Source organism: Neobacillus camarae, assembly GCF_054950115.1.
Map to the genome: position 1 here is coordinate 479,666 of NZ_JBUCKX010000001.1, position 14,790 is coordinate 494,455.

Annotated in this window: 15 protein-coding genes and 1 pseudogene; 3 read left to right on the forward strand and 13 right to left on the reverse strand. The window is 38.7% G+C overall.

The window, feature by feature from the left end; all coding sequences use genetic code 11:
* The first annotated feature begins 239 nt into the window (after positions 1 to 239).
* The gene (locus tag ACY8D0_RS02270; RefSeq protein ID WP_462408868.1) at positions 240 to 1,652 is read left to right on the forward strand and encodes a SpoVR family protein; all 1,413 of its coding nucleotides are present in this window, start codon (positions 240 to 242) and stop codon (positions 1,650 to 1,652) included.
* A 342-nt stretch (positions 1,653 to 1,994) separates the two neighbouring features.
* Here ACY8D0_RS02270 and ald read toward each other — a convergent pair whose 3' ends face one another.
* The 7 genes from ald to atpB all read right to left on the reverse strand — a co-directional run bounded on the left by ald (position 1,995) and on the right by atpB (position 8,862).
* Positions 1,995 to 3,131, reverse strand: a complete 1,137-nt coding sequence (gene ald, locus ACY8D0_RS02275; protein WP_462408869.1) for an alanine dehydrogenase — start codon at positions 3,129 to 3,131, stop codon at positions 1,995 to 1,997.
* Positions 3,132 to 3,254: 123 nt separating this feature from the next.
* Complete coding sequence (locus tag ACY8D0_RS02280) at positions 3,255 to 4,496, reverse strand: PucR family transcriptional regulator (RefSeq protein WP_462408870.1); 1,242 nt, start codon at positions 4,494 to 4,496, stop codon at positions 3,255 to 3,257.
* 312 nt (positions 4,497 to 4,808) lie between these two features.
* Positions 4,809 to 5,174, reverse strand: coding sequence for a cytochrome-c oxidase (locus ACY8D0_RS02285; RefSeq protein WP_462408871.1), 366 nt, complete (start codon positions 5,172 to 5,174; stop codon positions 4,809 to 4,811).
* Between the two features lie 170 nt (positions 5,175 to 5,344).
* Positions 5,345 to 6,601 carry a DUF445 domain-containing protein gene (locus ACY8D0_RS02290; RefSeq protein WP_462408872.1) on the reverse strand — a complete coding sequence of 419 codons (1,257 nt, stop codon included), beginning with the start codon at positions 6,599 to 6,601 and terminating at the stop codon, positions 5,345 to 5,347.
* A gap of 144 nt (positions 6,602 to 6,745) precedes the next feature.
* A complete protein-coding gene (locus ACY8D0_RS02295) occupies positions 6,746 to 7,714 on the reverse strand; it encodes an AtpZ/AtpI family protein (protein WP_462409929.1) in 969 nt (322 codons plus the stop codon).
* A 6-nt stretch (positions 7,715 to 7,720) separates the two neighbouring features.
* Positions 7,721 to 8,116, reverse strand: a complete 396-nt coding sequence (locus tag ACY8D0_RS02300) for a F0F1 ATP synthase subunit B (RefSeq protein ID WP_462408873.1) — start codon at positions 8,114 to 8,116, stop codon at positions 7,721 to 7,723.
* Positions 8,117 to 8,139: 23 nt separating this feature from the next.
* Entirely contained in the window at positions 8,140 to 8,862 is a 723-nt protein-coding gene (gene atpB, locus ACY8D0_RS02305) for a F0F1 ATP synthase subunit A (RefSeq protein WP_462408874.1), read from the reverse strand.
* A gap of 322 nt (positions 8,863 to 9,184) precedes the next feature.
* Here atpB and ACY8D0_RS02310 point away from each other — a divergent pair, with 322 nt between their 5' ends.
* Positions 9,185 to 9,712: a hypothetical protein gene (locus ACY8D0_RS02310; protein ID WP_462408875.1), complete on the forward strand. Its 528-nt coding sequence runs from the start codon at positions 9,185 to 9,187 to the stop codon at positions 9,710 to 9,712.
* A 49-nt stretch (positions 9,713 to 9,761) separates the two neighbouring features.
* Here the strand turns inward: ACY8D0_RS02310 and ACY8D0_RS02315 are convergent, their stop codons facing one another.
* Complete coding sequence (locus ACY8D0_RS02315; protein WP_462408876.1) at positions 9,762 to 10,058, reverse strand: HesB/YadR/YfhF family protein; 297 nt, start codon at positions 10,056 to 10,058, stop codon at positions 9,762 to 9,764.
* Positions 10,059 to 10,406: 348 nt separating this feature from the next.
* Between ACY8D0_RS02315 and ACY8D0_RS02320 the strand changes: the two genes are divergently transcribed.
* Entirely contained in the window at positions 10,407 to 10,703 is a 297-nt protein-coding gene (locus ACY8D0_RS02320; RefSeq protein ID WP_462408877.1) for a hypothetical protein, read from the forward strand.
* A gap of 108 nt (positions 10,704 to 10,811) precedes the next feature.
* Here the strand turns inward: ACY8D0_RS02320 and ACY8D0_RS02325 are convergent, their stop codons facing one another.
* The 5 genes and pseudogenes from ACY8D0_RS02325 to ACY8D0_RS02345 form a co-directional block, all read right to left on the reverse strand.
* Positions 10,812 to 11,006 carry a hypothetical protein gene (locus ACY8D0_RS02325; RefSeq protein ID WP_462408878.1) on the reverse strand — a complete coding sequence of 65 codons (195 nt, stop codon included), beginning with the start codon at positions 11,004 to 11,006 and terminating at the stop codon, positions 10,812 to 10,814.
* A 113-nt stretch (positions 11,007 to 11,119) separates the two neighbouring features.
* Positions 11,120 to 12,472, reverse strand: coding sequence for a hemolysin family protein (locus ACY8D0_RS02330; RefSeq protein WP_462408879.1), 1,353 nt, complete (start codon positions 12,470 to 12,472; stop codon positions 11,120 to 11,122).
* Positions 12,473 to 12,532: 60 nt separating this feature from the next.
* Complete coding sequence (locus ACY8D0_RS02335) at positions 12,533 to 12,739, reverse strand: MerR family transcriptional regulator (protein WP_462409973.1); 207 nt, start codon at positions 12,737 to 12,739, stop codon at positions 12,533 to 12,535.
* A gap of 12 nt (positions 12,740 to 12,751) precedes the next feature.
* A pseudogene (locus ACY8D0_RS02340) lies at positions 12,752 to 12,964 on the reverse strand (MerR family transcriptional regulator); the annotation flags it as partial.
* 383 nt (positions 12,965 to 13,347) lie between these two features.
* On the reverse strand, positions 13,348 to 14,652 hold the full coding sequence (locus ACY8D0_RS02345) for a hemolysin family protein (RefSeq protein WP_462408880.1): 1,305 nt from the start codon (positions 14,650 to 14,652) through the stop codon (positions 13,348 to 13,350).
* Between the last annotated feature and the right edge of the window lie 138 nt (positions 14,653 to 14,790).

The following is a 14,790-nucleotide window of genomic DNA, read 5'->3' on the forward strand; positions in this document are numbered from 1 at the left end:
CGAGGAGGCTCCAGGGTCTCCCCGCGGAAAGCGAAGGCCCGGAGCGGAAATCAACAAAACTTTTTGCAGGAATAATCTTTAAATCGTGTATTTAGATTCGGATAAAAAATAAAGTTGTTGAGAAAAATCCCTTTTTCGACAATTTAACAATAAGCACTTGCTTATTGTTTTTTTCATTTTCTCATCATTCCCGAATTAGCTTCATACATTGTGGTAAGAGGAAAAGGGGGGAATGGCTGATGAATGAGGAAGAACGCAAAGCTCTGGAAATAGCCATCGGTGAAATAACCGAAATCGCCAGTGGTTTTGGTCTGGATTTTTATCCGATGCGGTATGAAATTTGTCCGGCAGAAATTATTTATACCTTTGGTGCCTATGGAATGCCGACCCGGTTTTCACACTGGAGTTTTGGTAAACAGTTCTATAAGATGAAACTTCATTATGATTTGGGCTTAAGTAAAATTTATGAGCTAGTGATCAACTCCAATCCATGCTACGCTTTTTTACTGGATTCTAACGCATTGATTCAGAATAAACTGATTGTTGCCCACGTGTTAGCGCACTGTGATTTCTTCAAAAATAATGTCCGGTTCCAAAACACAAAGCGTGATATGGTAGAAAGTATGGCGGCTACGGCGGAGAGAATCCATCAATATGAAATTCAGTACGGTAAAAAAGAAGTGGAAAACTTCCTTGATGCAGTTTTATCAATTGACGAACATATTGATCCATCGCTCATGAGGCCAAAATTAGCTTGGTCTCTGGAAGATGAAGAAGCAGAAGACGAAAGTCCGCAAATTGTCACTCCTTACGATGACCTGTGGAATTTGGATAGAAAGGAAAAGCCAGAAAAGAAACTACAGCGAAAGAAGAAATTCCCGCCTAAACCTGAGAAAGATTTATTATTATTTATTGAAACGTACAGTAGAGAACTGGAAGATTGGCAGCGGGATATCTTAACAATGATGCGGGAGGAGATGCTTTATTTCTGGCCGCAATTAGAAACGAAAATTATGAATGAGGGCTGGGCGTCCTACTGGCACCAAAGAATCCTGCGGGAACTGAATTTAACAAGCGGGGAAGCGATAGAATTCGCTAAGTTAAACGCTGGAGTGGTTCAGCCTTCTAGGACAGGAATTAACCCTTACTATCTGGGGTTGAAAATCTTTGAAGACATCGAGGAGCGTTACAATAATCCTACACAGGAGATGAAAAGAAGGGGAGTGGAGCCTAACTCCGGACGGGAGAAAATTTTTGAGGTCAGAGAAATTGAATCCGATATTTCATTTTTAAGGAATTATTTAACGAAGGATTTAGTAATGCGGGAAGATATGTATCTGTTCCAAAAACAAGGTCGCGATTACAAAGTTATAGACAAAGAGTGGGAACATATCCGTGACCAATTAGTGAATATGCGTGTGAACGGGGGCTTCCCATATATTACGGTTAATGATGGTGACTACCAGAAAAATGGGGAGTTGTATCTCAAGCACTGGTATGAGGGTGTAGAGCTGGACGTCAAATATTTGGAAAAGGTATTGCCGTATATTCACCAATTGTGGGGACGGCAGGTTCATATTGAAACAGCTATAGAAGATAGGCCCATGTTATTTACCTATGATGGCAAAGGGGTGCATCGGAAGTATTTATAAGCTTGGCCATTGGATAAAAAGAAGGCAGCTGTCGCTGCCTTCTTTACTATCGCTATAATTTTTGACTTTGAGAATTGTCCAGCCCCAGCCCCTAGCGGCGAGACGCCTTCGCTCTCCGTGTTTCCTTTATCCCGTTCAACGGGCAGTAGAATCTCAACTGCCCGTAAGAACCCGATTGGTTCAACTAACAATCAGCGAGAAAAACGCTCGCTGATTGAAGTTTCACTTTATCTCAGTTGGAGAGCTCCACAAGGAAGGCTTCGGCAGCATAGGCCTCCTCCAAAAAGCGTTAGCTTTTTGGAGGAGGCCTTTCGTGCGCTCACCAGGGCGCTTGCGCTTTTCTTATTTATGATTGACCAGTTTTTTTTTAAGAGCTTCTTCCACGATTACATACTGGTAACCAAGATCTTTGGCAACCGCTTCATAAGTAATTTCCCCATTGGCCACATTAACGCCCAGTTTTAAGGCTGGATTTTCTTCGATTGCTTTGGAAACTCCTTTATTAGCTATCTGAAGGGCATAAGGAACGGTTACATTAGTTAATGCAAGGGTAGATGTTCTGGGCACTGCTCCAGGCATATTGGCAACAGAGTAGTGGATAACCCCATATTTTTCAAAGGTTGGATTATCATGTGTAGTAACATGATCGTCCGTTTCCACTATGCCACCTTGGTCAATGGCAACATCAACGATGACAGACCCTGGTTTCATCGTTTTTACCATTTCTTCTGTTACCAATTTAGGTGCCTTTGCGCCAGGAATCAGGACAGCACCTATTAATAAATCTGCCTCTTTTACTGCCTCCGCGATGTTGTATGAATTGGACATCAGTGTTTTGATTTGATTTCCAAAAATATCGTCCAAATAACGAAGACGATCAGCACTCAGGTCAATAATGGTCACGTCAGCTCCTAAGCCAATCGCCACTTTCGCCGCATTGGTGCCAACGATACCTCCGCCGATAATGGTTACTTTGCCACGATTTACTCCAGGGACACCAGCCAACAGAATTCCCAGACCACCGTTGTTTTTTTGTAAAAATTGCGCTCCAATTTGAGGCGCCATGCGTCCTGCCACTTCACTCATTGGAGTCAATAACGGAAGCGTCTTGTTAACGGTAACCGTTTCATAAGCAATTGCAATGACTCCACTGTCCTTTAAGGCCTTTGCCAACGAAGGCTCGGCTGCAAGGTGCAAATAGGTGAACAATATTAGCCCAGAACGGAAAAACTGGTATTCATTAGGAAGCGGCTCCTTCACCTTCATAATCATTTCGGCCTTTGCCCAAACCTGTGCCGCATGATCAAGAACCTCTGCTCCCGCTTTTTGGTAGTCTTCGTTCGAAAAACCGCTGCCAATTCCCGCTTCCTTTTCTATTAAGACCCTGTGGCCTGCGTTAACGAAGGCTGTCACGCCTGCAGGAGTCAGGGCAACCCGATTTTCGTTGTTTTTTATCTCTTTAGGAACACCTATATACATCCCAATTCCCCCTTAGTAGCAAAAAGCAATATGCTATGAATAAAGTATAAAATGTTTACGGAAGAATTTCTTTGTTGGGATTAGAGAAAGATAATCTAACTTTTTGGTGAAATCTACAAAACGTTAATTACCTTTTTGATATTTTTCTAGTTTAATATCGATATAAAGCATCATCTTTTGGTTCGGGTCTTTCAGATTAACATGGCCAATTTCGGTGATACGCCGTAAACGGTAGTTTAATGTATTGGCATGAACATTTAATTTCTTGGCCGTGTCATTCAAATTGCTGTCATGGTCAAGATAGACCTCCAATGTCTTAACCAGGCTCCCGTTATGTTTTTGGTCATATTCATGAAGCTTTGTTAATGTGTGGTTCTCATAGTCACTATTTTGCCGATTCTTTATTATCAGGTCAAAAAATTGATAAATGCCCAGCTGCTGGAAATGGTCTATATGGTCTGTTTCAACAGGGAACTTTTGTTTAATGGCAAGTACCGTCAACGTTTCATTGTAGGCTTTGCCGATTTTTTGATAAGCCTGATACACGCCGCTATAAACAGGGGTGATTCCAGTAATTCCGTGCCTTTCGTTCATTTTCCCAACAAATATCCTGGAAAAATGACCAAGTTCTTCAGCAAGGTTTTTAATTTGGTCGGCGGAAATGAGTAAAATAAGCTGATCACAGTCCACGGTATAAAGAATAATTTGTAACCGTTGATTGGTTTTTAATAGGTAAGAAATGTATTGTTCTTCCTTATTGCTTATATTTTGTTTAAAGTGAAACACCAGGATGATAAAGGATAAGGCCGGTGTAACTTTTAGTGAACGAAAGTGTTCCAAGATTTCGTCTGGGTCTGACAAATGTCCTGTTAACAGCTTCCAAAACAGTTCTTGGGAACGTTCTTCCTTCTTGTTTTTTCTGGTTTGCAACTGAAGGAGTTTATTTTTTACGGCCTCGGCCGCGTTTTTTAAAAGACTCATTTCTTTATCTGTAAGTGACTTTTCGATTTCCAAGGCCCAAATAAATCCCAGGATCTCTTCATTTTTCCAAATCGAAATGGCTACTCTGTTACCGAGACCAATATCATTCATACTTTGCACTCTGATTGGCTCTTTTGTTCTAAGAAGTGCAGGAATGGTGCCTTCTTTCCATAATTGGTTAATGACCTTTTCCGGTACTCTGCGGCCTATGATGGTTGCAATTCTGGCCGGGTCAGTTCGTTCGTCATGGGTACTGTATGCTATAAGCCGATGATTGGCATCCTCAATCGTGATGGGGCATTTAAGAACTTGACTTATCAAGTCTGCAAATTCATCCAAGCTATCAAATGTGGTCCTAAAGGGATCATGATGTGGATTGTTCAAAACGATTGACCTCCATTTATGGGAATGCGTTTATGTACTATTTTTAGCCGATAGGAAAGTAAAAAACTTTCCTATCAGGCACAAATGCAACTACGCCTCTGTCTTCGCCCTAACGGGCTCGCCAATCGGCGAGTTTTCTTTATAATAGATACAAGTCTTTTGTTTAATTTTACAAAATTATCAATAAAATTTCATGCTTTTATCCAAAAATAGCAGAAAGAACACACCAAAATAAGGCGAAAAAAAAAGGCCCTGATTGGGCCAGTCCATGGGTGGGAAAAATGATTTGTTTGTTTACACTGTTCTTTCCTTTTAGTTCTTCACATTTTTAAGAATATTAATAGCAAAAATAATGACTCCCAGTACCATTAATGTTCCCCCGACTGCAACTGCAGGCCCCGCTTCCTCCACACCGGAAACTAAAAAGGCAAGGCCAATCATCATAATTGGCAGGGCAATATTATGAAGCCAAAAGTGGGCTCTGGCTAATGCGGTTTCACCTGCACTTGGGAAGGCAACATAAATGAGTCCTGCCAAAGTCATTGCTGTCCACCCCAATAGGTTAATGTGGACGTGCACAGGGGTGAAATTAAAACTTTCCGTCATCGACATAAACATACCGATACATACCCCAATGACAAAGTAAACGACGGAGATTTTAATCAATCTAACGCCCATTCCCATTCCTCCATATCGCTTCAAAATGGCCTACAATAGTAAATATGTCATGCGTTTTTGAAGTAGAACAGAGAAATGTTAGGACAAAAATGGGGTTTTTAGGCATTAGGTTGTACTCAACCAAATGTTTGTAAATCATAACACTGGTTTCTTTTGCGAGTAATTCCTCGTTAAAATATGATTTTAATCCCTGTTAATACAAGTCCTATTAAAAAGCCACAAACCGCCCCGTTAACCCGAATCCATTGAAGATCTTTCCCTACATTGGTTTCAATCATATTTATCAATGTACTGGTTTCCAATTTGTCTAAATTTTCTCGAACAAGGCTACCTATTTTGGAATGATTTTTCTCAACAAAGCTGGAGATACGATCCTTCATCCAGCCTTCCAGCTGTGCCATTCTTGCTTGGTCGCTGGTAATTTCATGTATACTATCTTTGATTATGGGAAGAACGAAGTCTTCATAAAAATCCGGGCTGTCGACAAAGGATATCACCTTTTGTATTAATTGGAAAAGGACAGATTCAATTTTGGATTCCGCATCCCAATTGGCAATGATATGGGCTTTAAGCTGTTCCAATTCTTCAAGAAATTTTTCTTCTGTTTTCAAGCTTTCCAGTTTTTGATGAATATGGTGAAGCAAGGTTTGCCTATTCGAATTATTAGGATCACGAAAACTGTCGATCCCCTTCAAAATTAAATTTTGAATAATATTACCTAATTTTTCTTCGTTTATCAGATTACTAAACGATCGTAAAGCAAACTGCATGATCCCATCCGCCTTAATATTTTCAATCATTGCCACCGCCATTCCGCCAAGACGGTATTTTGTACTATCTTGCTGTGCCCATTCGTCTACCTCTTTAAGGATTAGATCGAGTGACTTCTCGTCATATTTCCTTATCCTGATTTGATCAATAAGCAGGGGAAGTATGGAGTTTATTTGCAGCTCATTAAGGTGGGATTTAAGCTCTTTTTCAACTACAGGAGCCAATTTTTTCTCGTCTACTCTGGCTATTAAATGCTTGATAACCGAGACTGTATTCGTTTTAACTGCTGATGATTCGATTTCTCTGTTTATCAGTACTAAAAGCTTTTCAGTAAACGGGAATGTATTAATTTTCTCACGTATACTTTGCATGGTCAGCCAGTCATTTTCCAGCATGGAAATAATTTTATCAATTATTTTGTTGCGGTTTTTCGGCAACAAGGCTGTATGGGGTATCGGTATACCCATAGGATGCCGAAACAGAGCTGTGACGGCAAACCAATCCGCAAGACCACCCACTAACCCTGCTTCAAAACCACCTTGGAGAATTGATTTCCAAATAGATGGATTTAATGGAAGAGTTACTAAGAATCCGGCTGCCATAATCACAAGAGAAATAGTTGCCAAATGCTTTGTATTGTTTTTCGGATTTTCCATTGTATGTACCTCTCATTTACTAAATTAAATCATGATATTGCTATTATCTCAATTCTGTCAAAAAAAGCAAAAAAAACCTCCTTTTAAGGTCTAGTGGACTTTAAAAAGAAGGTTTTTATATTGATAGCATGGCCTGCTCCTCATTTAAGACGAAGAGGATTTTTTACGGGTGGGTTTTATATGCGTAATTAAACCATCCAGGTCAGTAATATAAAATGGCGTTTGTGGTTGGTTTTTAAGGTATTTATCCTGAAGCAGTTGGAAATAGTTGACCCGATGTTGGGGGTCAAATTTTAGCATCGGATATTCACGATGCTCTTTTACATATTGGTCAACCGCCCTTTGAACCAAGTCCATTTCCGCGGCTATTTGTTTTTCCTCTTCTTCAAATAAATCATAGGTTTCTTTGGACATATAATATTTCTTGGATGGAATGCCTTTAAGAAAAGGGGCCAGCTGATTAAAGTCTATGCTATTATCATCCTGGACCAAGATGGTCCGATATACACCTTTCGGCAAGTGATTGGAAAAATCCCTAACCGCCTGACGGATATCATCGATTGTTACATCAATGACCTTATATTGTTTTTCATTGGTCTGACTATCGTTGGCTTTGTTTTGTTTCGATTGACTTGCCTTGGCTCCACGTGACATAAAGTACTTTTGAATCATCGAGTAAATCGTAATCAACCCAACTCCTATTCCTAATAATGTAAAAATTATTGTAAATATGGATTGGAAGTTATAGCGAGTGTCAATCCAACTTCCGAGTTTAAAGCCTCCAAACACACATAATGCAATGGTTAAACCGAAAACCATATTCAAGGAAAGCGTTTTCATTAAAAAGTTTGTGAATTCATTCCACTGGTTATCGTCTTGGTCGCGCCCTTTTTCAAAGTATTTCCGGACATCCTTTTTCATTTCTTCTGAAACTCGGTTCTCCGCAAAAAAGCTTTCCAAATATTCAAGTTCAGATTTATTTTCATTTTTTAAAAGGCATGCATTTTTTTCTACCGATCCTTTCGTGTAATGAACATAAATCCATCTTTCTTCGAGTCCTATCTCCAGATTTTCAGTCACTCTGCCCAAGTATTTAGTAAACTGGTGTTTCATCACATTTTACGCCCCCTTATACTGCTCAGTCTGCATATGGAAAAGGCCTTGTGATGGGTAATCTCCTTCAGTGGATTCTCTTTTTATTTGTTTTGCTTCTTCTTTAGCTGATTGGATAATCAACTTCGCTTCATTCTCACTGTACTTACGCATTTCTTTTGCATCAATCCTTGCTTGTTTCAAAATGTTCTCACTGGCCATAAGGTTTTTCTCGGCTTCCAGTTTAAATTGTTCAGTAAGCTGCAGCTGATTTTCTATATGCTGTCTGCGCCTGTCGAGAACTTCAATCATTTTCTTGAAAACAAACTTTTTCAAACCAAAGACAAGGATAGTAAACAGTCCTGCTTGATAGATCATGGTGCCTATTGAAATAGGCAGACCAAATATCGTAACATCCCCCAAAGCGGTTCAACCCCTTCCTAAAATTAAGTTAATCGATGTGAAATATAGACCATCGTAAGTGTTACAAATATATATGCTTGAATTGCGCCGATAAAGATACAAAATGCCTGCCATATGAGCATGGGTACGGCAACCAGGAAAGCGGTTACAATTCCGTGCGTTACTGTACTAGCCAATAGCGCCAACATGACTTCGCCGGCATAGATGTTTCCGAATAAACGCAATCCCAATGTAAGAGTAGTAGAGATTTGTTCGAGGATATTTATGGGAAACAAAGCTGTGAATGGCTTGAAAAAGCTGAGTAGATAATGTTTAAATCCATTGGTGCGAATATCAATAAAATGAGTATAGACAATGATCATGATAGCAAGTGTCATCGTTACATGTGCGTCTGCAGTCGGTGATTTCCACCATGTAACAGGTTTGTCCTGTGCGGTAACGATAGAAAATGGTATGCCCATAAAGTTAGCAATCAATAAATACATCAATAAAGTAACACCTGTAGATAAAATAAATAAATTGTTGGATGCACCCATACAGTTTTTCATGATGTCTTTTACAAATTCAATAACCCATTCCATAAAATTTTGTGATTTCTTGGGAAGATGGTCTGCGGGGTTTCGTGTTAACAAGTATGCAAGGAGGAAAACAATAAGTGCTGCAACTGTACTTGTTAAGATTATGGAAAGGTCAAAAGTTAAACCAAACCAGACAATCTGTGGCCTTGTGTGTTCTATGATGTCCACCCCCTTTCTTGTAAAGGTATGGAAACAACAGAGAGAAAAATCCAAAAAAGCTAGGAAAATTTTACTACACTCCTATTATATAAAAAAACTGGCATTATTGTAATATAGTTCACAATTTATTCGTAATTTTCTGAATAGCGAGGTCAGCATATTTTGAAACCCTTTTAACGATTTATAGAATTTTAACCATATTTTTGTTAATTAATTTAATTTTAATAAAAATCCACGGAATATTATTATTGTAACATTTTTTTGCTTTCCTCGTCTTCTTTTATGTTGTAAAATAAACAGGGCTCAAAAGATAGAGTAGGGGGAATGAATTATGAAGAAATTACTATTTTTAGCAGCATCTGCAATATTTGTCTTTGGCCTTGCTGCCTGCTCAAGCAGCAACGATAATGAAAAGAAGGATGCGGCTGAAACAGCGGCAACTCCAAAAGTAGATGTTAAAAAGGAATTGGTTAAATTCTATGATGAACTTGGCCAAACAATTAACGCAAAAGATGCGGACCTAAATGCTTATGTGGCGAAGGCTTCAAAGACGGATGCTGCGCCTGAAGATATGCCGACACCAGAAGAAAAGACAGCTGCCAGTGAAGCGGCAGCAGCGGTTGCAGCTGACCTTTCAAATGTTGCCATTCCGGAAGGATTAAAGGAGCATAAAGCAGATCTTGAAGCTGCAGTAAAGGATTTTGCAGCAGCCTATAACGAAAAAGCTGAAGAGTTAAAGAAAGATGCTCCTAATTTAGACGCTGGTTCCGATACATTTGCAAAAGCTGAAGAAACGCTTGGTAAAGTGTATGAAAGTGAAAAGCTTTTCGCGCCAAGCCTGGACAAACAAGTCAATTAATTTTTAAAACCAAGCCAGATCAAGGATCTGGCTTGGTTTTTATAATAGTTTAATTAATTGTTTTGTATGTGATTTGCAGTTCATGTATGTTTTCGTCCACCGTCATGCACGTTTCAGTTTCCTCGAAAAACCAAACATCATTACCATCCACCAAAAATGTAATACCTTTAATTTCTTGCGTAAAACCGATATTTGCTGGTGTTTCTGCTGAAAAAGCCAGTGTAAAGCCTTTATTCTTCTCACCGAATCCGGCATATTGCGGAAACATGCAGATATTGGAAAGCATGGTACCCTGAAATTCCTGTTTAAACCAGGCAGCCGCTTTTTCATCAATTGTTAATAGCATTTTGTCACCAACCTTTTTATAATTTGTCATAATTTTTAAGAGGGGGATCAATGTTATATATTCATCCCTTTTAACTTTCAAATTTAGAATATTAAATTTATTACCGCTCTCATATGATGTTTTTCACATGAATAGGCATTAAGACGACAATGTTAAAAAATGTTCAATTATTTGTATTAATATTGGCACAATTTCAAACCGGGATTTCATAAAAAGGGCTTTGTTGAAAAAAATAAAATAGGACCTTTAAAATGGTTGAGATGGGGTCATGATTTTGTTCCCATTTTTGTAACATACATATAGTAGTAACGATGATAATATAGAGGAAAGAAGAAATGAGGGATTGTTATGGCGCAGGAGTTTGAAAACCTACATGATGGTGGTAATGATATTAAATCATTGATTGAAACCTTCAATAAGACACTGGAGATCATTGAAAAAAGGCTCTCGAGATTAGAAAAGGTTGACAGTATTGAACACCGTGTAGCGGTTAACCAAATAGATTTGTCTGATATCAAAGAAGCGTTGGAACGAATTGAGGACTCCCATCGAACGGAAATGGAGCATATCCATCGCCGTCTTGATTCCCATTTGATGAAAATAGCTAAAACAGAAGAAGAGATATTATTATTAAAATCAAAATAACTACTGCACCTAGGATGCAGCCTATGTAAAAGAAAGCCGGGTCAGGCAGGGCAGCAGCCCATTTGTCCCCGGCTACTTTTCATGGAATGAGAAATAAATAATACAATGTTATTTATGAAGCAATGTCTTGAATCCCAAGTAAAGCAGAGCGGCTACAAAGATAAGGACTACAATTGCTCCGATAATAACTAAAACAGTTGCCAGACTGGCTAAAAATGAAACCGCTGCAACCTTTATCAGGGCAAATCCAGCCAAGATGCAAGCCAAGTAAAGAAGTGCATGATAATTATATAAATTACTCATTGATGATCACCTCCTTACTGCAATGTATGCAAACGGCTGCTTCTTCGTTTGGACATTTGGCCCATTTTTTAGGCCAAAAAAACAGACCTCCTTATAAGGTCTGTTTTCCTATTTTATGATAGAGCTTCTGATTCTGCCAACGTAATCTGTTTTACGTTTGTTTCATTATTTCCTGCTGTTTTGGTGACTTCAATATATTTGATATGGTGTTCATCCATTTCGGTAATTTTAAAGGTGTAATCGTCATAAAGAATCTTGTCGCCTTGTTTTGCCTCGTAATTCTCGGTTAAAATCCAGCCGCCAATTGTATCGACATCTTCCTCGTCAATTTCAATTCCTAATAAATCGTTAACTTCCGTTACTAACACCTTTGAATCAATGATATAATGGTTTTCTTTGATTCTCCGAATCTCAGGAACTTCATCCATATCAAATTCATCACGAATCTCACCGACAATCTCTTCTAAAATATCCTCAACCGTTACAATACCTGATGTCCCGCCGTATTCATCCATTAATACAGCCATATGCATCCTGTCTTTTTGCATTTTTACAAGCAAATCATGGATTGGAATCGTTTCTATTACTCTAATAATCGGCCGGATATAATTTTCCAAGGTTTGTGCAGATAGCTGCTCATTTCCAATCAAATCGGTCATTATTTCTTTAATATTAACAAGGCCGATAATATGGTCCTTATCTCCATCGATAATTGGATATCTTGTGTATTTTTCTTCACGGATAACTTTAAGGAAAGTCTCTAATGTATCATCCTTGGATAGTGAGATCATTTCCGTTCGTGGTACCATGATTTCCTTTGCAATCCGATCATCAAAATCAAAAATTTTATTCACATACTTAAACTCAGACTGGTTAATTTCGCCACTTTTATAGCTCTCAGAAAGAATGATTCGCAGTTCTTCCTCTGTGTGGGCAAGTTCATTCTCAGAAACTGGCTTTAATCCAAAAATGCTGGAAACGATTCGCGCGGAACCATTGAGTACCCAAATGAATGGATACATCACCTTATAAAAAAGGATCAGCGGGCGTGCCACATTTAAGGTAATCCACTCAGCCTTCTGAATAGCCAGTGTCTTTGGTGCGAGCTCTCCTACAACAACATGCAGAAAGGTGATGATCACAAATGCCAATGAGACGGATAATATTTTTGTTGCATTATCGGGAATGCTCAATGCATGGAACACCGGGTCAAGCAAATGTTCAATGGTTGATTCCCCAATCCAACCTAAACCAAGAGCCGTTACGGTGATACCTAACTGGCAGGCAGATAGGTACTCATCTAAATTTGAAATCACTCTTTTTGCAGTGACTGCCTTCGAACTTCCTTCCTCGATTAACTGATCAACCCTTGAACTTCGAATCTTAACTATAGCAAACTCCGAAGTTACAAAGAATGCCGTTAAAGCAATTAAAATGGCTATCAAAACCAAGTTAAATATGTCCAAATAAATTCCCTTATCCCGTTTTTTACGACGAGTAAGGTGTCACCTCCTAATTTTTTGCAATCAACTTGAAACCATTAACAGGGATTGTATTAAAGCCGATCTCAATAAACTTAAATTGCTCGTCAATTTTTCCTTTTGCCGATCATCCAATTTTTCAAGAAAGGGGATGAGGTCAAATAAATCATTTTCAAGCTGCTTCATTTGCTGGGCAACCGCACTTACATGCTTATCAACTTCTGTAGCTTGAAGATTCCTAGATTTTCTCATATCTAGTTTTCTTCTAATCTCGTCAAGCGGTATATGCAAACATTTACATTCTTCTATAAATCTTAGATCATTTAGTGACTCATCTGAATAAATCCGATAATTGGATTTTGAACGCTCGGCGACGAGTAGGCCTATAGATGTATAATAGTCAATCGTGCGTTTAGAGACCATTGCTTTTTGTGCTAATTCCCCAATACGATAGACAGCCCCATCTAACCACCTCAATTTTTTTAAATTAACAATAATTATACTTCATTTAAAACCGTACAGTCAAACGTTCCAGTTTTAATAGGTATTGATATCTACATTTTATGGAACGAAATAGGTAATATGAATGGAATAATGAAAAAAAAAGCACTTGCGTCTATTGGACTATATGACGCCAGTGCTATTGGAAAGAGTATGGATGTTTTAAATATAAAGCTCTGTTAAACGATATTGTTTTATCGATTTTTTAGAAGTCTATTGATTGATGCGGAATGCGCTCGACTCCTGCGGGCGTACGTGACAGAGCAGGTTACCAGGTACGCACACGGGTTTGCTAAGCATCTTTTGCTGCAATCAACAGCCATTTTTAACAAATCCAATTAATTATTAAGAAATGACCATTAAACTAGAGCCTCGGCTTTTCTTACTTCAATATAGAGAATATGATGGCCTTCTATTTCTTTAATTTGAAATTCAAACCCGTCCTTTTCGATGGTATCTCCTTTTTGGACATCAAACTTTTGGGTTAGAAACCATCCGCCAATCGTGTCGATATCCTCTTCTTCTAAATTAGTGCCTAACAGGTCATTTACTTCGCTGATTAATACCTTGCCGTCTAGAATATAGTGGGAATCACCGGTCTTTTGAATAAGGGGCATTTCGTCCACATCAAATTCGTCTCGTATTTCACCAACAATTTCTTCGAGAATATCCTCTACTGTAACAATTCCTGCGGTACCACCGTACTCGTCTGATAAAATGGCCAAATGGGAACGACTCTTTTGCAATTTGACCAGCAATTCTTGGATCGGAATTGTTTCAATGACATGAATAACCGGATTAATATATTGTTTAAGCGGCTGGTCTCCGCCGCATTTTTGCTGGATGCAATCCGTCAAAACTTCTTTAATATTAACGATGCCCAATATATTGTCCTTGTCTCCGTCGATTACCGGATACCTTGTGTATCCTTCCTCTTTAACAGTTTCAATAATTTCTTCTAAAGTTGCATCTTTCGAAAGGGTTATAACCTCTGTCCGCGGTACCATAATTTCCTTTGCAATTCGGTCGTCAAATTCGAAAATATTATTCATGTAACTGTATTCGGATTGATTAATCTCTCCACTTTCATAACTTTGGGACAGAATCATCCGCAATTCCTCTTCCGACATGACAATATCCTGTTCGGAAGCAGGTGGAATGCCGAATAACCCGGTAATAAACCGTGATGAGTGGTTTAAAATCCAGATAAACGGGTAAAGAATCCGGTAAAACCAGATAAGGGGATTTGCCACCAACATGATAATTTCCTCGGATTTTTGGATTGCAAAGGTTTTGGGGGCTAATTCTCCAATCACCACATTAAAAAATGTAATAATGGCAAACGCAAGAAAAAAAGAAATAAAGTGTTCAATGGATGCCGGTAATGGAATCATTTCAAATATCGGAACTAAAATGGCACGGACTGTCGGCTCGCCGCGCCAGCCCAAGATTAACGATGTGACTGTTATTCCTATCTGTGTTGCTGATAAGTATCCATCGATATTGGATATCACTTTTTTCGCTGATTCCGCTTTTTTGTTTCCCTCGGAAACCAATTGGTCGATTCTCGTTGTCCGCACCCGTACAATGGCAAATTCAGAGGCAACAAAAAAGGCCGTGAATGCCACTAACAGTGCGATAATCAATACATTAATCCAAATCATCGGTCACCTTACATTTGTAAGGCATACCACCTCACTTAAAATTACTGTTACTTTCATTATTACCCTTATAAGGGATTTCTACAGAAATATGTACATGTTTATTATTTCAAAAAAATACCCGCTGGGCAAATAATTTAA